Raw genomic sequence first — 21,980 nt, 5'->3', positions numbered from 1 at the left:
GGGGGTGAGGAGGGTCAGGAAAAGGTCCGGTGGACCTTTTCCCCGGCGACCGCCCTCGCCTTCCGGCGCGAGGGCCGGGAGGGGGCAGCGCCCCCGTTCCCCAGCCGTTATCCGCGCGCGGCGCGGATCAGGCGCAGGATGTCGCGGGCGGCATCGGGGATATTGGTGCCCGGCCCGAAGATCGCCTTCACCCCCGCCGCCTTCAGGAAATCGTAATCCTGCTGCGGGATCACGCCGCCGCAGATCACCAGAATGTCGCCGGCGCCCTTGGCCTTCAGTTCCTCGATCAGCTTCGGCGCCAGCGTCTTGTGACCGGCCGCCTGCGAGGAGATGCCGACCACATGCACGTCATTATCGACGGCATCCTGCGCGGCCTCCTCGGGCGTCTGGAACAGCGGGCCGACGTCCACGTCGAAACCGATATCGGCAAAGGCGGTGGCGATCACCTTGGCGCCCCGGTCGTGGCCGTCCTGGCCCATCTTGACGACCAGCATGCGCGGGCGGCGGCCCTCGGCCTCGGCAAAGGCTTCCACGTCGCGCTGGATGGCGGCGAAACCGTCGTCGCCTTCATAGGCCGCGCCGTAAACCCCGGCCAGCGTCTTGACCTCGGCCCGGTGACGACCGAACACCTTTTCCATCGCCATGCTGATTTCCCCCACCGATGCCCGCGCCCGCGCCGCCTCGACCGCGGCCTCCAGCAGGTTGCCGCCTTCGGCTGCGCGACGGGTGATTTCCTCCAACGCCGCCTGACAGGCGGCCTCATCGCGGGTCGCCCGCATCTTGTTCAGCCGCGCGATCTGGGCTTCGCGCACCTTGATGTTATCGATATCCAGAATGTCGATCGGGTCTTCCTTCGACAGCCGGTACTTGTTGACGCCGACGATCACTTCCTCACCCCGATCGATCATCGCCTGCCGACGCGCTGCCGACTCCTCGATCCGCAGCTTGGGCATGCCGGTGGCGACGGCCTTGGTCATGCCGCCCATCGCCTCGACCTCCTCGATCATCGCCCAGGCCTTTTCGGCTATCTGGGCGGTCAGGCTTTCGACGTAATAGCTGCCCGCCAGCGGGTCGACGACATGGGTGATGCCCGTTTCCTCTTGCAGGATCAGCTGGGTGTTGCGCGCGATCCGGGCGCTGAAATCGGTGGGCAGGGCGATCGCCTCATCCAGGGCGTTGGTGTGCAGCGACTGGGTGCCGCCAAGCGCCGCGCTCATCGCCTCATAGGCGGTGCGGACGACGTTGTTATAGGGGTCTTGCTCTTGCAGGCTGACGCCCGAGGTCTGGCAATGCGTGCGCAGCATCAGGCTTGAGGGCTTCTTGGCCCCGAACTCGGTCATGATGCGGTGCCACAACAGACGCGCGGCCCGCATCTTGGCGATTTCCATGAAGAAGTTCATGCCGATCGCCCAGAAGAAGCTCAGCCGCCCGGCGAAATCATCGACATTCATCCCCGCCTTGATCGCGGCGCGCACATATTCGCGCCCGTCGGCCAGGGTGAAGGCCAGTTCCTGCACAAGGTTCGCCCCGGCCTCTTGCATGTGATAGCCCGAGATCGAGATCGAGTTGAACTTGGGCATCTGATCCGAGGTATAGGCGATGATGTCCGAGATGATCCGCATGCTGGGTTCGGGCGGATAGATATAGGTGTTTCGGACCATGAACTCTTTCAGAATGTCGTTCTGAATGGTGCCCGACAGCACGGCGCGGGAATGGCCCTGTTCCTCACCCGTAACGATGAAGTTGGCCAGGATCGGGATGACGGCGCCGTTCATCGTCATGCTGACCGACACCTTGTCCAGCGGGATGCCGTCGAACAGGATCTTCATGTCCTCGACGCTGTCGATGGCGACGCCGGCCTTGCCCACGTCACCGACGACGCGGGGGTGGTCGCTGTCATAGCCGCGATGGGTGGCCAGGTCGAAGGCCACGCTGACGCCCTGTTGCCCGGCGGCAAGCGCGCGGCGGTAAAAGGCGTTCGATTCCTCGGCGGTCGAAAAGCCCGCATATTGGCGGATCGTCCAGGGGCGGCCCGCATACATCGTGGCGCGCGGGCCACGGGTGAAGGGCGCCAGCCCCGGCAGGCTGCCCATATGGTCCAGCCCCTCGGTATCGGCCTCGGTATACAAAGGCTTGACGGTGATGCCTTCCAGCGTCTGCCAGTTCAGGCTGTCGGGATCGGCGCCCTTCAATTCCTTGCTGGCCAGATCGCGCCATTTCTGGAGGTCGGTCATGCTGTTGTCCCTTCTGCTCTGGTGTTGGCGCGGTGGCGGACTATATCCACCACAGGAGGTTCCATGCGCGCCCTGATCCTGTTGATGACATTGCTGCTGACGGCGGCACCCGTGGCCGCCTTTGATCGGCCGACCCGCCCGACCGCGCCGCCGCCCGGCACCGGGCCGGTGACGCGGCCGATGGCCAATCCGCCCGCCGGCATGGCGGGCACGCCCGCGCCTGCCCCCGATCTGATGCTGATCGCAGCGGGCGACCGCGCGCCCGGCGATTTCCTGTGGCAGGCGCGCCCGGTGGTGGTCTTTGCCGATACCCCGGAAGACCCGCAGTTTCTGGCGCAGATGCGGATGATCGCCGCCCTGCCCGGCCCGCTGGTCGACCGGCGGGTGGTGATCGTCACCGACACCGACCCGGCGGCGGGATCGGACTGGCGCCGGGCGCTGCATCCGCGCGGCTTTTCGCTGGTGGTGATCGACACCGACGGGCGCACCGTCACCCGCAAGCCGCTGCCCTGGAGCGCGCGCGAAATCGCCCGCACCATCGACAAGCTGCCCTCGCGCCGCGAGGAACTGGGGGGGCGGTAGCCGCGCCCCGGCCCCCGGGCGGCGATGGAATTGCTTTGAACCTGCCCCCGGATTGGCTTAGCATCAGCCCAGGCACAGCAAGGAGCCGACGCCATGGCCCAGACGACCCACAGCACGCCCGCCGCAGTCGCCCCGGCAACGGGACCGCAGGCCGCCGATGCGTCGGGCCTGCGCAAGGCCAAGCCCCGCAGCCCCTCGGGCCGCTTCGCCGAGGTCACCCCGGTCCGCGAACGCGCCAATGAGCTGGTGCGGGCGATTGGTCTGAAGCCGATCAAGGGGCGCTCCGGTCCAAGGGTTGCGTATTAAGCCTGCGCCGCAGATCGGCCAGCTCATCGGGCAGATGGGCGCGGATCGCGGCAACCATCTGCGCCTCATCCCGCGCCATCAGCGCCGCAATCGCCTCGGCCCCGCCGCGCAGGCTGGTCGCCAGGATTTCGATGGCCTCGATGGCGGTGTCCAGCGTTTCCTCATTCAGTTCCAGATAATCCGCGAACATCTGCGTGGCGCGCTGCGGATGGTCCTTGGCATGGGTGCGGATGTCCTGCGCCAGGGCGGCGCGCACCGCCAGCAGGCGATAGTAGCGCACCACCGGATCAATCGCCCATTCCGGCAGGATGTGGATGTCGCTGACAAGCGCGCGGAACACCCGGTCATTGGCGTCATGTGGCAGGATCGGCACATGCTGATCGGCGGCCAGCCGGTCCAGCATCTGCTGGCGTTCCTCGGGGCGGCCCTCAAAGGATTGGCGCTCCAGCGCAACCGCATGGGCGCGGATCTCGGCCAGAAGGGCGCGCTGCATGTCGGCCACCCGTTCATGCCGCAGCGCGGTGTCGCGGCGGCGTGACAGCGCGTGGGTCAGGAACCAACCCAGGGCCACCACGCCGCCACCGACAAGCGCGGTGACAAGCGCGGCGGCCACGCGTTCGTTCCACATCAGGCCCCAGACGGTCACAGCGTCACGCGAACTCCATGATGACGTCATCGACGCGCAGGCTTTGGCCTGGCGCGGCGTTGATCTTGGCGACCACCCCCTTGCGTTCGGCGCGCAGGATGTTTTCCATCTTCATCGCCTCGACGGTCGCCAGGGCCTGCCCCTCTTGCACCTCGTCGCCCTCCTCGACGCTGATCTTGACGACCAGGCCGGGCATCGGACACAGCAGATATTTCGACGTATCCGGCGGCAGCTTTTCGGGCATCAGTTTGCCCAGTTCGGCCTGGCGCGGCGTGCGGATAAAGACCTTGAGGTCAGCGCCGCGCACCCGCACCCGCATCCCCGAAGGCATCTTGCCGACCTTCAGAACCAAGGGTTCGCCATCCACCGTCAGGCTGGCCAGCGGCTGACCCGGCGTCCAGTCCGATGTCACGCGCATCGACGTGCCATCGGCAAAGCGGATCGTGGACCCGTCATGGTCGGCGGCGATTTTCAGCGCGAAATCCTGACCTTGCAGGGTCACGACCCAATCTTCCCCGACATGGCGGTTGTGATTGCCCAGCGTGCCGGAAATGCGGGTGCGGCGGATTTCCGCAACACGGTTCATCGCGGCGCAGGCGGCGGCGATGCGGCGCAACAGCCGGTCATCCAGGGTCGCGCCCTGGAAGCCCTCGGGGTATTCCTCGGCGATGAAGGCGGTGGTGATATTGCCCGACACGAAGCGGTCGTGATCCATCACCGCGCTGAGGAACGGCAGGTTGTGGCCGATCCCCTCGACCTCGAACGTGTCGAGCGCGAGGCGCATTTCCTCGATGGCCTCGGCCCGGGTCGGCGCCCAGGTGCAAAGCTTGGCGATCATCGGGTCGTAATACATGCTGATTTCGCCGCCCTCATAGACGCCGGTATCATTGCGCACGATGCCGCCGCGGTCGGTTTCGCCTTCGACCGGCGGGCGATAGCGGGTCAGCCGGCCAATCGAGGGCAGGAAGTTGCGATAGGGATCTTCGGCGTAAAGGCGGCTTTCCATCGCCCAGCCGTTGATCTTCAGATCATCCTGCGTGAAGGGCAGCGGCTCGCCATTGGCCACGCGGATCATCTGTTCGACCAGATCGACGCCGGTAATCAGTTCGGTAACCGGATGTTCGACCTGAAGCCGGGTGTTCATTTCCAGGAAGTAGAAGTTCTTGTCGCCATCGACGATGAACTCGACCGTGCCGGCGCTGGTATAGCCCACGGCCTTGGCCAAGGCGACGGCCTGTTCCCCCATCGCGCGGCGGGTCGCCTCGTCCAGGAAGGGGCTGGGGGCTTCCTCGATGACCTTCTGGTTGCGGCGCTGGATCGAGCATTCGCGTTCATGCAGATAGACGGCATTGCCGTGCTGATCGGCCAGCACCTGAATCTCGATATGGCGGGGCTGGGTCACGAACTTTTCGATGAAGATGCGGTCGTCGCCAAAGCTGGCGGCGGCTTCATTCTTCGAGGATTCAAAACCCTCGCGCGCCTCTTGTTCGGTCCAGGCGATGCGCATCCCTTTGCCGCCACCCCCGGCGCTGGCCTTGATCATCACCGGAAAGCCGATTTCCTTTGAAATCTTCGCGGCCTCATCGGCATCTGCGATCAGGCCCATATAGCCCGGCACGGTGGACACGCCCGCCTGCTGGGCCAGCTTCTTCGAGGTGATCTTGTCGCCCATCGCCTCGATCGCGGGGCTGGGCGGGCCGATGAAAACGACGCCCTCTTTTTCCAGCGCGGCGGCGAAATCCATGCGTTCGGACAGAAAGCCATAGCCCGGATGCACGGCCTCGGCCCCGGTCTGGCGGATCGCATCCATGATCTTGTCGATCACGATATAGGATTGCGCGGCCGGGGGCGGGCCGATGTGAACCGCCTCATCCGCCATGCGCACATGCAGCGCATTGCGGTCGGCATCGGAATAGACGGCCACCGTCTGAATGCCCATCTTGCGGGCGGTCTTGATGACCCGACAGGCGATTTCGCCGCGGTTGGCGATCAGGATCTTCTTGAACATGGCCGTCCCTTCGGTCTTGCGGGGCCTTGCACGCGGCCCCGGATGGTCAAACGAAAACGGCCACCGGGGCAGATGCCCCGATGGCCGCGATGTCGGTCGGACGCGCCCGAAGGCGCGGGAAATCAGTAGGTGCAGACGCCCGCGTCGTCGCACAGCGCGCCAGCGGCGGCGCCCAGCAGCGCACCCTTGCCGACGCTTTGGTCAAAGGCTTTCGCGGTGACCGCGCCAGCCGCCGCACCGATAAGGGCGCGGTTGGTGTCCGGCGTGGTGCCCAGACCGCCGGGCTGTTGGCAAGCAGCCAGCAGACCGACCAGGGCGACCGCGGCGAGGGGTTTCGTGAAACGCATGTTGAACTGCCTCCGATGGACGTTGTTATGACGCACATATTGCCGCAGCCTGCCGCACGGGGAAAGTCACTTTTACGAAACCGTGATCCAGAGATCGTGCAGGTGGTCGCGACACGGGATGTCATTCGTCCCCCCAATCATCGTCGCCATCCAGTTCCAGGTCGGAATCATCGGCGAAAACCTCGGGGAAGCTGGCCATGGCCTTCTTCACATCGATTTTCAACAACGCCTCGTAAGAGGTTGGATCGAATGAATTTTCGGCCGGCACGACCTCGCGCCCGAACAGCCAGGACAGGCGCCCGCCGTCCAGATTGCCGCGTTCAAAGGGCTGGTCACCGAAATGCTGCCACAGCGCCGCCATGAACATCAGGTCGGCGCGCCGGTCGATGGCAGCGCGGTCACGATAGCGTTCGCGCGAAATCAGCTTGGTCGCGCCCTTGGGATTGGCGCGGCGGATGGTGAATTGCAGGTCGGATGAGGGAAGGCGGCCCGGAAAGCCGCGATGTTTCAGCATGATGAACCCCTGTCTTGCACAAGGGCATCAACATGCCGGGCGGCGCCCCGCCCGGCAAGATCGTAACGGCGTGGATCAGAACTTGCCGCGCGGATCGGGCACGTCAACGGTGACCGGGGCAACGACGACCGGCTCGGGCTTCGGGGCGCAAGCGGCGACCAGCAGGGCGAAGCCGACGACGGCAAGGATTTTCTTGGACATGACAGTCTCCTGTATGGCCGCCCGTTCGGGGCGGCGCTGCTCGGGGTTTTGACGCAGGCCAAGGCGGCCCCATCAGCCCCGACGATAACCCCGTGAGAATGATGGGCAAATCCGCAGCGCGTGGAATAGTTGCGCTGTTGCATGTGGGTGACAGAGGGCGCGGCGGGCATCAGAACACCTCCCACTGGCAGGTCAGAGGCGTCTGCGGGTCACTCGGGTCGGCACCTTCGGGGGCGGTCAGGCTGAAGCCCTCGAACGACTGGACCAGATCGCGGTCGCTGTCGCCAAAGGTGATCGGGCGCTGCATCAGGGTGATGACGACCTGCGCGGGCAAGGGGCCGGGGCGACCCAGGCGCGGCACCGCGAAGGTCTCGCACAGGGCGGTCATGTCGGCGCGCAAGGCCGCCTGTTCGGCCTCGTCGGGACCGGCGCCCAGCCAGGGCGCGACAAAGCGGAAACGATGGGTCAGCCCGGCGGTGCCCAGATTGTCCTGCGCGGAATCCGCCCACCAGACCTGCCGCCCCGAGGGCAGGTCGATCGGATCGCCAACCGGCTGGGCCAGGTCCGCCTGCGGCTGGCGCAGGGCTTCGATCAGCGCGGGGTTGTCGATCACCTCGCCCACCGGCTGATCGCCGGGCGTGCCGACCGGATCGGCACCGGGGGGCAGGTCGCCTTCATCGGTTTCGATGACCGGAGTGGTGGCCTCATGCGCGGCCAGTTCGGCATCGGTCAGGCCTGCCTCGGCCCCTTCCTGATCCAGATCGGGGGCCAGCGGCGTGGGCCGCAATTGCCAACCGGCAGCAGCCAGAGCCGCCACCAGCAGCGCCGCGCCAAGACCGATCTGACGGGGGGAAAGTGCCATGCTTACAACGGGATATTGTCGTGTTTCTTCCACGGGTTCGCCAGCTTCTTGCCGCGCAGGCTGGCAAAGGCCCGCGCCACCCGCTTGCGGGTCGACCGGGGCTGGATCACCTCGTCGATGAAGCCTTTTTCGGCGGCAACAAAGGGATTGGCAAAGCGGTCCTCGTAATCGCGGGTGCGCTCGGCGATCTTGTCCTTGTCGCCCAGCTCGCTGCGATACAGGATCTCGACCGCGCCCTTGGCCCCCATCACCGCGATCTCGGCGGTCGGCCAGGCATAGTTGAAATCGCCGCGCAGATGTTTCGAGGCCATCACGTCATAAGCCCCGCCATAGGCCTTGCGGGTGATGACCGTGACCTTCGGCACCGTCGCTTCGCCGTAAGCGAACAGCAGTTTCGCGCCGTGCTTGATGACGCCGTTCCATTCCTGGCTGGCGCCCGGCAGAAAGCCCGGCACGTCGACAAAGGTCAGGATCGGGATCTCGAACGCATCGCAGAAACGCACGAAGCGCGCGGCCTTGCGGCTGGATTCGATGTCCAGACAGCCCGCCAGCACCATCGGCTGGTTGGCGACGACGCCGACGGTCTGGCCCTCGATCCGGCAAAAGCCGATGATGATATTGCCCGCGAAATCGCGCTGGATTTCGTAGAAATCGCCCTCATCCGCGACCTTCAGGATGACTTCCTTCATGTCATAGGGCTGGTTCGGGTTGTCGGGGATGATCGTGTCCAGCGCCGGTTCGATCCGGGCCACATCGTCGAAGAAGGGCCGCACCGGCGCCTTGTCGCGGTTCGACAAGGGCAGGAAATCGAACAGGCGGCGGATTTCGTAAAGCGCCTCGACATCGTTGTCGAAGGCGCCATCGGCCACGCTGGATTTCTTGGTATGGGTGGACGCGCCGCCCAGTTCCTCGGCGGTCACGACCTCATTGGTGACGGTTTTCACGACATCCGGGCCGGTCACGAACATATAGGACGTGTCGCGCACCATGAAGATGAAGTCGGTCATCGCCGGGCTATAGACCGCCCCGCCCGCGCAAGGCCCCATGATGACGCTGATCTGCGGGATAACGCCCGAGGCCATGATGTTGCGCTGGAACACCTCGGCGTAACCGGCGAGGCTGGCCACCCCCTCCTGGATGCGGGCGCCGCCCGAGTCGTTCAGCCCGATCACCGGCGCGCCGTTCTGCATGGCCATATCCATGATCTTGCAGATCTTTTGCGCGTGGGTTTCCGACAGACTGCCGCCGAAGACGGTGAAATCCTGCGAAAAGACATAGACCATGCGGCCGTTGATCGTGCCCCAGCCGGTGACCACGCCGTCGCCTGCCGGACGGTCCTTTTCCATGCCGAAATCGGTCGAGCGATGGGCGACGAACATGTCGAACTCTTCAAAGCTGCCTTCGTCCAGCAAAAGTTCGATCCGTTCGCGTGCGGTCAGCTTGCCACGGGCATGTTGGGCGTCGATGCGGCGCTGGCCGCCGCCCTGGCGGGCGATCTCGCGGCGGCTTTCCAGTTCGGCCAGGATGTCTTTCATGCTGTCCCCCAAAGGTTTTGCCGGACCTTAGCTGCGCGCGGGCAGTCACAAAAGTGAAATCGGGAAGATTTGCAAAATCACCGCCGCAGAGAAGCTGCGAATTGCAAATCTTGTTGCGCAAAAAAAGGCCGCCCCCGAAGGGACGGCCAAGGTCTTGCCGCATCTGCGTGCGGCCTGCTGCGATAGGTTCGGGCCGGTTTCCACACCCCCTGCCCGTCCCCCGTAACGCCGTCAGCTACAACCCGAGGTCGCCCCGCAGGTGTTGCATTTCATGCAGGTGCCGTTGCGCACCAAAGTGAAGTTGCCGCATTCGCCGCAGGCCTCGCCCTCATAGCCTTGCAGGCGGGCCTTGGTGCGCGCGTCCATCGCGGTCACCGCCACGCTGCTGACACTTGCCTGCATCGCGGTGATCCCGGCGGTTTCCGGCACCAGCGTGTTCAGCGCCGCCACCGGGTCGGTGCCGGTCGCCTGAAGCCCGCCTTGCAGCACCACAAGCTCTTGCGGCAGCCGCTTGCGCAGATAGCCGGTCGAGCTGATCTGCTTCAGCATTTCCAACGATTTGGACGCGCGCCCCTCGCTGACCTCGGCGACATTGGGCTGACCCTCGGCCGAGCCGCCGCCCAGATCGTCGAAGCTGGCGCCCTTGGGCTGGACATGCGCCAGATCGGTGCGATCCAGATAGCTGACGGCCAGTTCGCGGAACACATAGTCCAGAATTGACGTGGCGTTCTTGATGCTGTCATTGCCCTGCACCATGCCCGCCGGTTCGAACTTGGTGAAGGTGAAGGCGTCCACGAACTCCTCCAGCGGCACGCCGTATTGCAGGCCCACCGACACCGCGATGGCGAAGTTGTTCATCATCGCCCGGAAGCCCGCACCTTCCTTGTGCATGTCGATGAAGATCTCGCCCAGCGAACCGTCGTCATATTCGCCGGTGCGCAGGTAAACCTTGTGCCCGCCGACATTGGCCTTTTGCGTATAGCCCTTGCGGCGGCCCGGCAGCTTTTCGCGGTGGCTGCGGACGATTTCCTTGACGATCACCTTTTCGACGATCTTTTCGGCCAGAACCACGGCCTTTTCCTGGGCCGAGCCGCTGGCCAGCACCTCGGCCGCGTTCTCGTCATCCTCGACCAGCGCGCTGGCCAGAGGCTGCGACAGCTTGGAGCCGTCGCGATAAAGCGCGTTGGCCTTGATCCCCAGCGAATGCGACAGCTCATAAGCGGCCAGCGTGTCCTCGATGCTGGCGCTGTTGGGCATGTTGATCGTCTTGGAGATCGCGCCCGAGATGAACGACTGCGCGGCGGCCATCATGGTGATGTGGCTTTCCACCGACAGATAACGCTTGCCGGTCTTGCCGCAGGGATTGGCGCAGTCGAAGACCGGGTAATGTTCGGGCTTCAGGAAGGGCGCACCCTCCAGCGTCATGGTGCCGCACACATGATCGTTGGCGGCGTCGATCTGGGACTTGGTGAAACCCAGATGGCGCAGCAGGTCAAAGCCCGGATCGGCCAGCTTTTCGGCGGGAATGCCCAGCGTCTGCTTGCAGAAATCCTCGCCCAGTGTCCATTGGTTGAACACGAAGCGGATGTCGAAGGCGGATGCCAAGGCGGCCTCGACCTTTTCGATCTCGCGCGGGCCGAAGCCGTGACCGGCCAGCGCCGTCGGGTTGATGCCGGGGCAGTTGCCGATGCTGGCATGGCCGACGGCATGGGCGACGATTTCCTCGATCTGGGCGCTGGAATAGCCCAGCGTCTCCAGCGCGGCGGGAACCGATCGGTTGATGATCTTGAAATAGCCCCCGCCCGCCAGTTTCTTGAACTTGACCAGCGCGAAATCGGGTTCGATCCCGGTGGTGTCGCAATCCATCACCAGGCCGATGGTGCCGGTCGGCGCGATCACGCTGACCTGCGCGTTGCGATAGCCGTGCTGTTCGCCCAGGGCCAAGGCCTCATCCCAGCTCGCGCGGGCCAAGGCGATCAGCGAGGGGTCGGGGCAATTGGCCGCGTCCAGCGACACGGCGGGGACGTTCAACCCCTCATAGCCCGCGCCATGGGCGGCGGCGCGGTGGTTGCGGATCACCCGCAGCATATGCGCGGCATTGCGCGCATGGCCGGGGAAGGCACCCAGTTCGGCTGCCATTTCGGCGCTGGTGGCATAGGCGACGCCGGTCATGATCGCCGACAGTGCGCCGCACAAGGCCCGGCCCTTGTCGCTGTCATAGCCGAGGCCCATGGTCATCAGCAGGCCGCCGATATTGGCATAGCCCAGACCCAAAGTGCGGAAGTCATAGGACCGCTGCGCGATCTCGCGCGAGGGGAACTGCGCCATCATCACGCTGATCTCCAGCGTGATCGTCCACAACCGGGTGGCGTGAACATAGCCCTCGGCGTCGAACTGACCGGCATGATGGAAGGTCAGCAGGTTCATCGACGCCAGGTTGCAGGCGGTATCGTCCAGGAACATGTATTCGCTGCACGGGTTCGAGCCGCGGATCGGCCCGTCCTCGGGGCAGGTGTGCCAGGCGTTCACCGTGTCATGGAACTGGATGCCCGGATCGGCGCAGGCCCAGGCGGCATGGCCGACCTGATCCCACAGATCGCGCGCCTTCACCGTCTTGGCGATCTTGCCATCGGTGCGGCGGATCAGTTCCCAGTCGGCATCATCCTTGACCGCCTTCAGGAAGGCATCGGTGACGCGGACCGAGTTGTTCGAGTTCTGCCCCGAAACGCTGGTATAGGCCTCGCTGTCCCAATCGGTGTCATAGGTCGGGAACTCGATGCTGGCATAGCCCTGACGGGCGTATTGCAGCACGCGGTTGATATAGGTTTCGGGGATCATCACCCGCTTGGCCGACCGGATCGCGGCTTTCAGCGCCTCGTTCCGGGCGGGGTCGGTCGCATCCTCCATCGACCCGTCCCAGGCCTTGATCGCGGCGAAGATGCCGTTCAGCTCGCGTTCGTGCATCTTGGAACCGGCCACCAGACTGGCGACCTTCTGTTCCTCGATCACCTTCCAGTTGATGAAGGATTCGATGTCGGGGTGATCCATGTCGCAGATCACCATCTTGGCGGCGCGGCGCGTGGTGCCGCCCGATTTGATCGCCCCCGCCGCGCGGTCACCGATCTTCAGGAACCCCATCAGGCCCGAAGACTTGCCGCCGCCCGACAGCTTTTCCCCCTCGCCGCGCAAGGACGAAAAGTTGGTGCCGGTGCCCGAGCCGTATTTGAACAGCCGCGCCTCGCGCACCCACAGGTCCATGATGCCGCCTTCGTTGACCAGATCGTCCGAAACCGACTGGATGAAGCAAGCGTGCGGCTGGGGATGTTCATAGGCGCTGGCCGATTTCACCATCTGGCCGGTCGCGGGATCGACATAGAAATGCCCCTGCGACGGGCCGTCGATGCCATAGGCCCAATGCAGGCCGGTGTTGAACCATTGCGGGCTGTTCGGTGCGGCCATCTGATTGGCCAGCATGAAGCGCATCTCGTCGTAATAGGCGCGGGCATCGGCTTCGGTGGTGAAATAGCCACCCTTCCAGCCCCAATAGGCCCAGGCCCCGGCCAGACGGTCGAACACCTGCTTGGCGCTTGTCTCGCCGGTGAAGCGGTCGGCTTCGGGCAGGGCTGCCAGCGCGTCGTGATCGGGGACGCTGCGCCACAGGAAATCCGGCACGCCCTTTTCCTTGACGCGCTTCATCGCGGCAGGAACACCGGCCTTGCGGAAATATTTCTGCGCCAGCACGTCAGAGGCGACCTGGCTCCAGCCCTCGGGCACTTCGACGTTTTCGTTACGGAACACCACCTTGCCATCCGGATTGCGGATCTCCGAGGTGGTCGTGGTAAAGGTCAACTCGCCATAGGCGCCGGTCGCGGCGCGGGTAAACTTGCGTTCGATCTTCATCTGCCCCGTCCTTTTGTCAGTCGCTGGTCGCAGGGTCATTGCCCCGCCACGCCGAAGCCGCGGGCATGGCGCAGCCAGCGCGGCCCAAAGGCCACGTCCACCGGGCATCCCGGCGCGCTGCTGTCCTGATCCGCGCGGGCTGGAACCACAAGATGTGGTGGCCTTGCATCCGGCCTACACAACCTGCCGTGGGTTCACGGGGCCGTCAACAAAACATTCACGGTTTTCCACAACGGATTTGGGTTGACCCGTTGACCGCGATCTTGGTTGGGATTCGTCCACAGATGGTTAATGCGCCCAAGCCGCGGGGCGCGTCTGGCAAAATCCAGCGATCCGGCCCACTTACCCGTCAAGGTTGCGTCTTGCTGTGAAGATCGGGGCCGGACGACCTGCCCAAGGACAGTGTTGCAACAAGTCAACGGCCCGGCTGCGGGACGTGTAAACCGCCCTGTAAACCGGTCGTCGTTGATGTCTGCTAAGTGATGGTCGGGGCGAGAAGATTCGAACTTCCGACCTACGGTACCCAAAACCGTCGCGCTACCAGGCTGCGCTACGCCCCGACGCGGCCTTCCTAACCCAGCCCGGGGGCGAGGGAAAGCGGCAAAGCGGCGGTCAGCGGCGGCAGGGCCAGGCGGCGGTCGCCTGATCGAGACGCGGATGGGCCATCGGCTGACCGACAGCCAGACCCAGGCGGCGGGCGGTGCCTGCCTTGACCTCAAGCACGGCCAGAACACCGGTGCCGCCGGGGATCGGCGTCTCGTCCATGGGCCTTGCGTTTTCGTGGATATGGGTGATGCGGCCCGTGGCATCGGCAAAGATCATGTCCAGCGCCAGCGGCGTGTTCTTCATCCAGAACCACGCCTCGCGCGGGGATTCATAAAGAAACAGCATTCCCGCATCAGCCGCCAGATCGCGCCGGTGCATCAGCCCCCGCGCGCGGCTGGCGGCGTCGGCGGCCAGTTCCACAGCAAAGACGCGCGAACCGGCGGCGGTGGCCACCAGCAGACGGTCATCGGCGCAGTTGGCGGGGGCGGCCACGGCGGGCGCGGCCAGCAGCGCGACCAGACCCGCCAGCACGGCAGCCCGCGCGCGCATCAGGCGTCCTCGGCCACTTCGGCCGGGCGGGCGGCGCTTTCCCAGGGCAGCACCTGCGCCGCCATCAGCCCGCGACGGCCATCGACGATGCGCAGCGCCACCGCCTCACCCGGTTGCAGATCGGCAAAACCCGAATGGCGCAGCACCTCGATATGCAGGAAAATGTCGTCGCACCGGCCAAAGACATTGGCAAAGCCGAAGCCCTTCACCTTGTCGAACCACTTGACCCGCGCAGGCTCCAGCGGGCGGGCGGTGATCTCGGACAGGTCGCAATGACACAGATCCTCGATCGGCGCGGGGGTGTTCACCTCGGGCGGGGCGATCGACAGCACCTCGACAGCCTGGCGGCCACGCGCGGTGTCCGAGACCATCACTGTAACCTGTGACATGTCCGCGACCGAGCTTTGGCCGAAATTGCGCAGCACATTGGCGTGCAGCAGAATATCGCGTTCGCCCGAATCATCGACGATGAAGCCGAAGCCCTTGGCCGGGTCAAACCACTTGACCCGTCCCACGATTTTTCGGGGCATTTCCACGGAATTATCCATGTGACCTTCCATAGCCGACCGGACCGGACCGGCCTGGGTCAGCGCCTTCCAAAGAACGGCGCGACCCGGTTTTCGGGGCGAACGCCGACAGAGTGTCAATAAATCATCTGTTTCCGGTTCGCGGTCAAGGATTAAGTCTGACTATAACCCACCCCGCCCCATCCGCCGCCTTCACGTCCGCGTCATCATCCGCGGCTAGGCTGCCGCGGGTCCAGCGGAATCGGTCGTGCAGGCGAAAGGCGCCATCGGCCCAGAACTCGATTTCCACCGGCCGGATGCGGAAGCCGCCCCAGAAGGGCGGACGTGCGGGAAACGGGCCGTGGCTGGCGGTGACGCGCGCCACCTCGGCCAGCAGCGCGAGGCGCGAGGACAGCGGCTGGCTTTGCCGGGACGCCCAGGCCCCCAGCCGGGATTTCAGGCTGCGGCTGGCGAAATAGGCGTCGGCCTCGGGGCCATCCTCTCGCATGACGGTGCCGCGCACCCGGATCTGGCGACGCAGCGCCTTGGAATGCAGCACGAAGGCGGCTGTGCCGCTGGCCTCGATCTCGCGCGCCTTGGCGGACCCGTAGTTGGTGTAGAACACGAACGATCCGTCATCGCCCTGCCCGTCGATGGATTTCAGCAAGACCATGCGGACATTGGGCAGACCATCGGCATCGACCGTGGCCAGGGCGATGGCATTGGGATCGTTCGGTTCGACCGCCTCGGCCTCGGTCAGCCAGCGGCGGGCAATGTCGAAAGGGTCGTCTCCGGCGAAGATCCCCGCGCGATCCGGGCCGTCGTTCTGCGAATGATCGTGCTGCGGATGGTCGGTCATCGGGCACCCCCTGTTGGCGCGAACAGCCGCGCTTGATGGTGGGCGGGCTTTCGCCTAAGACATATGCAACCTAGGGTTTCACTTATGCGGGACAGCACGATGACTGGCAAGCTGATGGACGGAAAACGTGGCCTGATCATGGGTCTCGCCAACGACAAGTCGATCGCCTGGGGCATCGCCAAGGCGCTTGCCGATCAGGGTGCGGAGCTGGCCTTTTCCTATCAGGGCGAGGCGCTGAAAAAGCGCGTCGGTCCGTTGGCCGCGCAACTGGGCTCGGACATCGTGCTGCCCTGCGACGTGGCCGACATGGACTCGGTCGATGCGCTGTTTGCCGGCCTGCAAGACCGCTGGGGCAGCCTGGATTTCGTCGTCCATGCCATCGGCTTTTCCGACAAGGAGCAGCTTCGCGGCCGCTATGTCGACACGACCCGCGACAATTTCATGATGACGATGGACATCTCGGTCTATTCCTTCACCGCGGTGGCGCAGCGTGCGGCGGCGATGATGCCGAATGGCGGCAGCCTGCTGACGCTGACCTATTACGGCGCGGAACGGGTGATGCCGCATTACAACGTCATGGGCGTGGCCAAGGCGGCGCTGGAGGCCAGCGTGCGCTATATCGCCGAGGATCTGGGCAAGGTCGGCATCCGCTGCAACGCGATTTCCGCCGGGCCGATCAAGACGCTGGCGGCATCCGGGATCGGTGATTTCCGCTACATCATGAAGTGGAATGAGCTGAACAGCCCGCTGCGCCGCAATGTCACCACCGAGGATGTGGGCAAGTCGGCGCTTTACCTGCTGTCGGATCTGGGCAGCGGCGTCACGGGTGAAACGCACCACGTCGACGCGGGCTATCACGTCGTCGGCATGAAGGCGGTGGACGCCCCCGACATTGACGCCGTGACCGGGCGCAAGGACGACTGATCCTGGACCTTGGGCCTTACCTGACGCTGATCGCCACGATGAGCCTGGCGATCCTGTCGCCCGGCCCGGCGATCATCTCGGCCATTCAGATGGCCTTCGCGCATGGCCGCGACAAGGCCATGCGCTATGGGTTGGGGCTGGCCTTCGGCGCGTCGCTGTGGGGGCTGTTCTCGCTGGCGGGGCTGGCGGTGGTGTTCCGCATCTATCCGGCGCTGTTTCACGGCATGAAGATCCTGGGCGGGCTTTATCTGCTGTGGATGGCCTGGGGGCTGTGGAGCACGGCGCGCGACGCGCTGCCCGCGCCCGCGCAAATGCGGTTCGGCAGCGGCTTTGTGGGCGGCGTGGCGCTGAACCTGTCGAACCCCAAGCCCGCGCTGTTTTACGCATCCCTGATCCTGACGCTGTTTCCGGGGCATCTGTCGCTGGCGCGGCAGGCCAGCATCTATCTGACGGCGCTGTCGACCGAGGTGTTCTGGTTTGTGGTCGTGACCGTTTCCATGTCGACAGCGGTGATGCGTGTGCGCTATTTCGCGGCAAAGTTCTGGATCGACCGCGCGACGGCTGTGGCGCTGGCGGCTCTGGGCCTGGTTCTGATGCTTGGTTAGAGGGACGACATGACCGACCGCCTGCCCCATGAAAAAGGATTCCACGTCAGCTGGGATCAGCTTCACCGCGACGCCCGCGCCCTGGCCTGGCGGCTGCAAGGCCACGGCCCGCTGGAGGGCGGCGAATGGAAGGCCGTGATCGCCATCACCCGTGGCGGCCTGGTCCCCGCGATGATCGTCGCGCGCGAACTGGACATCCGCACGATCGACACGATCAGCGTGAAATCCTATGACAAGTTCAAGGCCAAGGACGGTTTGCAGGTGCTGAAATCGCCCGACCCTTCGGTGGTCGGTGATGGCACCGGCGTGCTGGTGGTCGATGATCTGGTCGATTCGGGCCGCACGCTGGAACTGGTGCGCCAGATGTTCCCCAAGGCGCATTTCGCCACCGTCTACGCCAAGCCCAAGGGCAAGCCGATGGTGCAGACCTATGTGACCGAGGTCAGCCAAGACACCTGGATCTTCTTTCCCTGGGACATGGCGCTGCAATATGTCGAACCCTATCGCGGGTCGGACTAAGCCGTTCGCCATCCGTCGCGGCAGCGCGCGATAGGGGCCGCGCGCGGGGGCTGACTGCCCCCGCACCCCCATCCATGCCTCGCGTGCGTATTTTTACAAGAATGAAGGCGGCAGGATCAGGGTGGCGCGGAAGTCGTTCACATTGGTCAGGGTCGGGCCGGTGATGACCTGATCGCCGATGGCGCCGAAGAAGCTGTGGGCGTCGTTGTTTGCCAGCGCCTGTTCCGCGTTGGGTCCGCGCCTCAGCGTATCGGGGGCGATAATCGCGCCGGCCACCTCGGCCGCGCCGTCGACGCCATCGGTATCGCAGGCAATCGCGTGGATGCCCGGCGCGCCCTTCAGCGCCAAGGCCATGGCCAGCGCATATTCGGCATTCGGCCCGCCGATACCGGTGCCGCGCCGGGTCACCGTCACCTCACCCCCCGATAGCATGACCAGGGGCCGGGTCAGGCCGGGCTGGCGGGCGAGCGCAAGCTCTGCGTGGCGGGCGGCGATGTCGCGCGCCTCGCCCTCGATCGCGTCGCCAAGGATCGTGACATCGCAGCCCTGCGCGCGGGCCAGATCGGCGGCAGCGGCCAGCGACTGCGCCGGGGCGGCGATCACGCGGTTGGTCACGCCCGCCAGCCGGGGATCGCCCGGCGCGATCACCGCTGAGGCCGCAAGCGCCGCTGGCACCGCGGGGTCGGGCGTGATGCCCCAGCGAGTCAGGATCGCCTGCGCATCCGCGCCCGTGCTGGCCTCGGCCACCGTGGGGCCAGAGCCGATCACCGCAGGATCATCGCCCGGCACGTCCGAGATCATCAGCGCCAGCATCCGCGCCGGATGGGCCGCCGCCGCCAGTTGCCCGCCCTTGACGCGGCTGAGGTGTTTGCGGACCACGTTCATCTGGCCGATCGGCGCACCACTGGCCAGCAGCGCGGCATTGACCGCCTGCTTCACGGCCAGATCGACCGTCGGCGCGACCATCAGCGCCGACGCCCCGCCCGAGATCAGCGCCAGCACCAGATCATCCGGGCCAAGCCCGCCGAGCGCCGCCAGCATCGCCTGCGTCCCCGCCAGCCCCGCCGCATCGGGCACCGGATGCGCGGCGCCGATCAGCCGAATGCCGCGCAGCGGGCGTTCGTGCCCATAGCGGGTCAGCACCACACCCGCGCACGGCCCCCAGACCGATTCCACCGCCTCGGCCATGCGCGCACTGGCCTTGCCCGCGCCGATCACCACCACCCGACCAGGCGGACGGGGCGGCAAATGCGGCGGGATCACCCGCATCGGATCAGCCGCCGTCACCGCCGCGTCAAACAGCGCGCGCAGGAAATCTGGCGGGGAAATGCGGGGGTTGGGCATGGCAAGCCTTCGGTTTTCACCAGCACAGCCGCACAGCAGCCCCCTGTCAAGCGCGCGCCCGCGCACGTTCGGCGCTTTTCCTGCCCGCCGTTCCGGCCTATAAGCGGCAAAATCCACCCCGTGACGCAACGGCACAAGGCCCGCGCGGGGCCAACGACAGGCAGGAACGGCAAGGCCGAGGACCGCATGACCCAGAATACCCATGACAAAGACGTGGCCTTCATCGAGGCGCTGGCGGCACTTCTGAACCGCAATGAACTGACCGAGCTGGCGGTGACGCGCGAATATGGCGACCAGGATTCGCTGAAGGTGCGCGTCGTCAAGCAGCCCGCCCCGACGATGATGGCCGCCCCGATGGCCGCCGCGCCCGCAGCCCCGGCCCCGGCGACCGCCGCCCCCACCGCTGCCGCCGCCGCGCCGCAGGTCGATCCGGCCAGCCATCCGGGCGCCGTCACCTCGCCCATGGTCGGCACCGTCTATCTGTCGCCCGAACCCGGCGCGGATACCTTTGTCGGCATCGGCGCACAGGTGAAAGAGGGGCAGACACTGCTGATCGTCGAGGCGATGAAGACGATGAACCACATCCCTGCGCCCCGGTCCGGCACCGTCAAGCGCATCCTGGTCGAGGACGGCAGCCCCGTCGAATACGGCACCCCCCTGATGATCGTCGAGTGAGGCGCGGCCCATGTTCGACAAGATCCTGATCGCCAACCGCGGCGAGATCGCCCTGCGCGTCATCCGCGCCTGCCGTGAAATGGGTATCGCCAGCGTCGCGGTGCATTCAACCGCCGATGCCGATGCGATGCATGTGCGCATGGCCGATGAATCGGTCTGCATCGGCCCGGCGCCCAGCTCGCAAAGCTATCTGTCGGTGCCCGCCATCGTCTCGGCCTGCGAGATCACCGGCGCGCAGGCGATCCATCCGGGCTATGGCTTCCTGTCGGAAAACGCCAATTTCGTGCAGGTGCTGGAAGATCACGACATCACCTTCATCGGCCCCTCGGCCGAGCATATCCGCATCATGGGCGACAAGATCACCGCCAAGGACACCGCGAAAAAGCTGGGCATCCCGGTGGTGCCCGGCTCGGACGGCGGCGTGCAGGACGTGGCCAGTGCCAAGACCGTAGCGGCCCAGATCGGCTATCCGGTCATCATCAAGGCCACCGCCGGCGGCGGCGGGCGCGGCATGAAGGTGGCCCGCGACGAAAGCGAACTGGAAATCGCCTTCCGCACCGCCCGATCCGAGGCGAAGGCCGCCTTCGGCAACGATGAAGTCTATATCGAGAAATACCTGCAACGCCCCCGCCATATCGAGATCCAGGTCTTTGGCGATGGCAAGGGCCGCGCCGTGCATCTGGGCGAACGCGATTGCTCGCTGCAACGCCGCCACCAGAAGGTGTTCGAGGAAGCCCCCGGCCCGGTCATCACCCCCGAAATGCGCGCCCGCATCGGCAAGGTCTGCGCCGATGCCGTGGCCCAGATCAACTATATCGGCGCGGGCACGATCGAGTTTCTGTTCGAGGATGGCGAGTTCTATTTCATCGAAATGAACACCCGCCTTCAGGTCGAACATCCGGTGACCGAGGCGATCTTCGGCGTCGATCTGGTGCGCGAACAGATCCGCGTTGCCGCCGGCCTGCCGATGTCGTTTGCCCAGGACGATCTGAAGATCAACGGCCACGCGATCGAGGTGCGGCTGAATGCCGAGCGGCTGCCGAACTTCGCGCCCTGCCCCGGCCGCATCACCCAATACCACGCCCCCGGCGGTCTGGGGGTGCGGATGGATTCGGCGGTCTATGACGGCTATGCGATCCCGCCCTATTACGACAGCCTGATCGGCAAGCTGATCGTGCATGGCCGCGACCGTGACGAGGCTTTGGCCCGGCTGTCGCGCGCCTTGGGCGAGATCGTGATCGACGGGATCGACACCACTATCCCGCTGCATCGCGCGCTGGTCGACGATCCCGATGTGCGGGCCGGGGATTATTCGATTCACTGGCTGGAAAAGTGGCTGGCGCGAACCTACGGCTGACGCCCCGGCTGCTGCTGTCGGGCTATGCCCAGGGCATTTTTCCGATGGCGCTGTCGCAGGGCGATGACGAACTGCATTGGTTCGATCCGCCGCGCCGGGGCGTGCTGCCGCTGGATCGGTTTCATGCCAGCCGCAGCCTGCGCCGCACCATCGCGCGCGGCGATTGGCGCGCCACGCTGAATGCCGATTTCGCTGGCACCGTAGATGCCTGCGCGGCGCGGGATGAAACCTGGATCAACGCACCCCTGCGCCGCCTGTATCTGGATCTGCACGACCTGGGCCATGCCCATTCGGTCGAAGTGTGGCAGGGCGATGATCTGGCGGGCGCGGCCTTTGGCGTCAGCCTGGGCGGGGCGTTCTTTGGCGAATCCATGGTGTCGCTGCGGACCGGCGGGTCCAAGGCGGCGCTGTGGTGGCTGACCGATCAGCTGACGCGCTGCGGCTTCACCCTGCTGGATACGCAATATCTGACGCCGCATCTGGCCAGCCTGGGCGGGGTCGAGATCCCGCGCGCCGTCTATCGCCGCGCCTTGGCCGAAGCCCTGCCCCGCGCCGCCAATCTGACCCGCCTGCCCTTGGCCAGCAATCAGGAAATCCGGCAGCGGATCACCCAGACATCGTAGCGCGGGTGATCCAGCGCCGACAAAGCCGGGCTGGAGGCTACCATCCAGCCGTCAAACAAGGGCTTTGGGGATTTGTCATCGGTGATCGTCAGATGCACGAACGCATCCGAATTGGCATCGCCGGAGGGATAGCGGCATTCGCTGACCCGCACCTTGATATGGCCGAAGCCTTGTTCGCCGCCGGTATCGACATCCAGATCGGTGGTGGTGCCGGCAACCTTGTCCAGCGCCCGCAACAGCGCCCCCTGGGCGGCCTCGGTCTCGACGGCGGCGGCGGGGCTGGCCAGCAGCGCCAGCGACAGGATCAGGGGGCGGATCATCGGATGGCCTTCGGCTGC

General features: G+C 65.6%; 22 protein-coding genes and 1 tRNA gene. 8 read left to right on the top strand and 15 right to left on the bottom strand.

Going from position 1 to position 21,980, the window contains the following annotated elements; all coding sequences use genetic code 11:
* Window positions 1–107: 107 nt before the first annotated feature.
* A complete protein-coding gene (gene scpA, locus ACEYYA_RS04585; protein ID WP_374798036.1) occupies window positions 108–2,234 on the bottom strand; it encodes a methylmalonyl-CoA mutase in 2,127 nt (708 codons plus the stop codon).
* 63 nt (window positions 2,235–2,297) lie between these two features.
* On the opposite strand from scpA, the gene ACEYYA_RS04580 reads away from it, so the two are divergent.
* Together ACEYYA_RS04580 and ACEYYA_RS04575 are read left to right on the top strand one after the other, a co-directional pair.
* On the top strand, window positions 2,298–2,816 hold the full coding sequence (locus ACEYYA_RS04580; RefSeq protein ID WP_374798034.1) for a DUF4174 domain-containing protein: 519 nt from the start codon (window positions 2,298–2,300) through the stop codon (window positions 2,814–2,816).
* Window positions 2,817–2,909: 93 nt separating this feature from the next.
* The gene (locus ACEYYA_RS04575; RefSeq protein ID WP_374798032.1) at window positions 2,910–3,122 is read left to right on the top strand and encodes a hypothetical protein; all 213 of its coding nucleotides are present in this window, start codon (window positions 2,910–2,912) and stop codon (window positions 3,120–3,122) included.
* Here the strand turns inward: ACEYYA_RS04575 and ACEYYA_RS04570 are convergent.
* From ACEYYA_RS04570 to pdxH, 12 genes are all read right to left on the bottom strand, one after another.
* Window positions 3,088–3,768 (bottom strand): hypothetical protein, encoded by a 681-nt coding sequence (locus ACEYYA_RS04570; protein ID WP_374798030.1) that lies wholly within the window; start codon window positions 3,766–3,768, stop codon window positions 3,088–3,090. The genes ACEYYA_RS04575 and ACEYYA_RS04570 overlap by 35 nt on opposite strands.
* A gap of 4 nt (window positions 3,769–3,772) precedes the next feature.
* Entirely contained in the window at window positions 3,773–5,776 is a 2,004-nt protein-coding gene (locus tag ACEYYA_RS04565) for an acetyl-CoA carboxylase biotin carboxylase subunit (protein WP_374798028.1), read from the bottom strand.
* Window positions 5,777–5,898: 122 nt separating this feature from the next.
* Window positions 5,899–6,123 (bottom strand): YMGG-like glycine zipper-containing protein, encoded by a 225-nt coding sequence (locus tag ACEYYA_RS04560; RefSeq protein ID WP_374798026.1) that lies wholly within the window; start codon window positions 6,121–6,123, stop codon window positions 5,899–5,901.
* A gap of 121 nt (window positions 6,124–6,244) precedes the next feature.
* The gene (locus ACEYYA_RS04555; RefSeq protein ID WP_374798024.1) at window positions 6,245–6,637 is read right to left on the bottom strand and encodes a hypothetical protein; all 393 of its coding nucleotides are present in this window, start codon (window positions 6,635–6,637) and stop codon (window positions 6,245–6,247) included.
* 75 nt (window positions 6,638–6,712) lie between these two features.
* Window positions 6,713–6,838, bottom strand: coding sequence for a hypothetical protein (locus tag ACEYYA_RS04550; RefSeq protein ID WP_374798022.1), 126 nt, complete (start codon window positions 6,836–6,838; stop codon window positions 6,713–6,715).
* Between the two features lie 169 nt (window positions 6,839–7,007).
* On the bottom strand, window positions 7,008–7,700 hold the full coding sequence (locus ACEYYA_RS04545; RefSeq protein ID WP_374798020.1) for a DUF6497 family protein: 693 nt from the start codon (window positions 7,698–7,700) through the stop codon (window positions 7,008–7,010).
* A 2-nt stretch (window positions 7,701–7,702) separates the two neighbouring features.
* Window positions 7,703–9,235 (bottom strand): acyl-CoA carboxylase subunit beta, encoded by a 1,533-nt coding sequence (locus ACEYYA_RS04540; RefSeq protein WP_374798018.1) that lies wholly within the window; start codon window positions 9,233–9,235, stop codon window positions 7,703–7,705.
* 231 nt (window positions 9,236–9,466) lie between these two features.
* Window positions 9,467–13,135, bottom strand: a complete 3,669-nt coding sequence (locus ACEYYA_RS04535; RefSeq protein ID WP_374798016.1) for a vitamin B12-dependent ribonucleotide reductase — start codon at window positions 13,133–13,135, stop codon at window positions 9,467–9,469.
* 483 nt (window positions 13,136–13,618) lie between these two features.
* Window positions 13,619–13,695: transfer RNA gene (locus ACEYYA_RS04530), tRNA-Pro, on the bottom strand.
* A gap of 52 nt (window positions 13,696–13,747) precedes the next feature.
* Entirely contained in the window at window positions 13,748–14,230 is a 483-nt protein-coding gene (locus ACEYYA_RS04525) for a DUF192 domain-containing protein (RefSeq protein ID WP_374798014.1), read from the bottom strand.
* Window positions 14,230–14,778, bottom strand: coding sequence for a cold-shock protein (locus tag ACEYYA_RS04520; protein WP_374798012.1), 549 nt, complete (start codon window positions 14,776–14,778; stop codon window positions 14,230–14,232). The genes ACEYYA_RS04525 and ACEYYA_RS04520 overlap by 1 nt, the downstream gene beginning before the upstream one ends.
* A gap of 124 nt (window positions 14,779–14,902) precedes the next feature.
* On the bottom strand, window positions 14,903–15,595 hold the full coding sequence (gene pdxH, locus ACEYYA_RS04515) for a pyridoxamine 5'-phosphate oxidase (protein ID WP_374798010.1): 693 nt from the start codon (window positions 15,593–15,595) through the stop codon (window positions 14,903–14,905).
* Between the two features lie 99 nt (window positions 15,596–15,694).
* Between pdxH and fabI the strand changes: the two genes are divergently transcribed.
* From fabI to gpt, 3 genes are read left to right on the top strand one after another with little or no spacing between them, the layout of a single operon-like run.
* A complete protein-coding gene (fabI, locus tag ACEYYA_RS04510) occupies window positions 15,695–16,519 on the top strand; it encodes an enoyl-ACP reductase FabI (RefSeq protein WP_374798008.1) in 825 nt (274 codons plus the stop codon).
* A gap of 38 nt (window positions 16,520–16,557) precedes the next feature.
* Window positions 16,558–17,124, top strand: coding sequence for a LysE family translocator (locus ACEYYA_RS04505; RefSeq protein WP_374798006.1), 567 nt, complete (start codon window positions 16,558–16,560; stop codon window positions 17,122–17,124).
* Between the two features lie 9 nt (window positions 17,125–17,133).
* Window positions 17,134–17,643, top strand: coding sequence for a xanthine phosphoribosyltransferase (gene gpt / locus ACEYYA_RS04500; protein WP_374798004.1), 510 nt, complete (start codon window positions 17,134–17,136; stop codon window positions 17,641–17,643).
* Window positions 17,644–17,736: 93 nt separating this feature from the next.
* Here the strand turns inward: gpt and ACEYYA_RS04495 are convergent, their stop codons facing one another.
* On the bottom strand, window positions 17,737–18,987 hold the full coding sequence (locus ACEYYA_RS04495; protein ID WP_374798002.1) for a glycerate kinase type-2 family protein: 1,251 nt from the start codon (window positions 18,985–18,987) through the stop codon (window positions 17,737–17,739).
* Window positions 18,988–19,173: 186 nt separating this feature from the next.
* Here ACEYYA_RS04495 and accB point away from each other — a divergent pair, with 186 nt between their 5' ends.
* Genes accB through aat form a run of 3 tightly spaced genes read left to right on the top strand, consistent with a single transcriptional unit; the run spans window position 19,174 to window position 21,642 of the window.
* A complete protein-coding gene (accB, locus tag ACEYYA_RS04490) occupies window positions 19,174–19,662 on the top strand; it encodes an acetyl-CoA carboxylase biotin carboxyl carrier protein (protein WP_374798000.1) in 489 nt (162 codons plus the stop codon).
* Window positions 19,663–19,672: 10 nt separating this feature from the next.
* The gene (accC, locus tag ACEYYA_RS04485) at window positions 19,673–21,019 is read left to right on the top strand and encodes an acetyl-CoA carboxylase biotin carboxylase subunit (protein ID WP_374797998.1); all 1,347 of its coding nucleotides are present in this window, start codon (window positions 19,673–19,675) and stop codon (window positions 21,017–21,019) included.
* On the top strand, window positions 20,995–21,642 hold the full coding sequence (gene aat, locus ACEYYA_RS04480; RefSeq protein ID WP_374797996.1) for a leucyl/phenylalanyl-tRNA--protein transferase: 648 nt from the start codon (window positions 20,995–20,997) through the stop codon (window positions 21,640–21,642). The genes accC and aat overlap by 25 nt, the downstream gene beginning before the upstream one ends.
* On the opposite strand, the gene ACEYYA_RS04475 is transcribed toward aat, so the two are convergent.
* Window positions 21,606–21,962, bottom strand: a complete 357-nt coding sequence (locus ACEYYA_RS04475) for a DUF2155 domain-containing protein (protein ID WP_374797994.1) — start codon at window positions 21,960–21,962, stop codon at window positions 21,606–21,608. The two genes, aat and ACEYYA_RS04475, sit on opposite strands and share 37 nt — an antisense overlap.
* Window positions 21,963–21,980: the final 18 nt, after the last annotated feature.

The organism is Paracoccus zhouxuedongae (assembly GCF_041927815.1).
Taxonomy (GTDB): domain Bacteria; phylum Pseudomonadota; class Alphaproteobacteria; order Rhodobacterales; family Rhodobacteraceae; genus Paracoccus.
This window is presented reverse-complemented; position numbering and strand designations above follow the sequence as displayed.

What these genes read in the sequence shown, in the direction of transcription:
- scpA (WP_374798036.1), bottom strand. Translation starts at nt 2,234, where the DNA reads ATGACCGACCTCCAGAAATGGCGCGATCTGGCCAGCAAGGAATTGAAG.
- ACEYYA_RS04580 (WP_374798034.1), top strand. Translation starts at nt 2,298, where the DNA reads ATGCGCGCCCTGATCCTGTTGATGACATTGCTGCTGACGGCGGCACCC.
- ACEYYA_RS04575 (WP_374798032.1), top strand. Translation starts at nt 2,910, where the DNA reads ATGGCCCAGACGACCCACAGCACGCCCGCCGCAGTCGCCCCGGCAACG.
- ACEYYA_RS04565 (WP_374798028.1), bottom strand. Translation starts at nt 5,776, where the DNA reads ATGTTCAAGAAGATCCTGATCGCCAACCGCGGCGAAATCGCCTGTCGG.
- ACEYYA_RS04560 (WP_374798026.1), bottom strand. Translation starts at nt 6,123, where the DNA reads ATGCGTTTCACGAAACCCCTCGCCGCGGTCGCCCTGGTCGGTCTGCTG.
- ACEYYA_RS04555 (WP_374798024.1), bottom strand. Translation starts at nt 6,637, where the DNA reads ATGCTGAAACATCGCGGCTTTCCGGGCCGCCTTCCCTCATCCGACCTG.
- ACEYYA_RS04550 (WP_374798022.1), bottom strand. Translation starts at nt 6,838, where the DNA reads ATGTCCAAGAAAATCCTTGCCGTCGTCGGCTTCGCCCTGCTGGTCGCC.
- ACEYYA_RS04545 (WP_374798020.1), bottom strand. Translation starts at nt 7,700, where the DNA reads ATGGCACTTTCCCCCCGTCAGATCGGTCTTGGCGCGGCGCTGCTGGTG.
- ACEYYA_RS04540 (WP_374798018.1), bottom strand. Translation starts at nt 9,235, where the DNA reads ATGAAAGACATCCTGGCCGAACTGGAAAGCCGCCGCGAGATCGCCCGC.
- ACEYYA_RS04535 (WP_374798016.1), bottom strand. Translation starts at nt 13,135, where the DNA reads ATGAAGATCGAACGCAAGTTTACCCGCGCCGCGACCGGCGCCTATGGC.
- ACEYYA_RS04525 (WP_374798014.1), bottom strand. Translation starts at nt 14,230, where the DNA reads ATGCGCGCGCGGGCTGCCGTGCTGGCGGGTCTGGTCGCGCTGCTGGCC.
- ACEYYA_RS04520 (WP_374798012.1), bottom strand. Translation starts at nt 14,778, where the DNA reads ATGGATAATTCCGTGGAAATGCCCCGAAAAATCGTGGGACGGGTCAAG.
- pdxH (WP_374798010.1), bottom strand. Translation starts at nt 15,595, where the DNA reads ATGACCGACCATCCGCAGCACGATCATTCGCAGAACGACGGCCCGGAT.
- fabI (WP_374798008.1), top strand. Translation starts at nt 15,695, where the DNA reads ATGACTGGCAAGCTGATGGACGGAAAACGTGGCCTGATCATGGGTCTC.
- ACEYYA_RS04505 (WP_374798006.1), top strand. Translation starts at nt 16,558, where the DNA reads ATGAGCCTGGCGATCCTGTCGCCCGGCCCGGCGATCATCTCGGCCATT.
- gpt (WP_374798004.1), top strand. Translation starts at nt 17,134, where the DNA reads ATGACCGACCGCCTGCCCCATGAAAAAGGATTCCACGTCAGCTGGGAT.
- ACEYYA_RS04495 (WP_374798002.1), bottom strand. Translation starts at nt 18,987, where the DNA reads ATGCCCAACCCCCGCATTTCCCCGCCAGATTTCCTGCGCGCGCTGTTT.
- accB (WP_374798000.1), top strand. Translation starts at nt 19,174, where the DNA reads ATGACCCAGAATACCCATGACAAAGACGTGGCCTTCATCGAGGCGCTG.
- accC (WP_374797998.1), top strand. Translation starts at nt 19,673, where the DNA reads ATGTTCGACAAGATCCTGATCGCCAACCGCGGCGAGATCGCCCTGCGC.
- ACEYYA_RS04475 (WP_374797994.1), bottom strand. Translation starts at nt 21,962, where the DNA reads ATGATCCGCCCCCTGATCCTGTCGCTGGCGCTGCTGGCCAGCCCCGCC.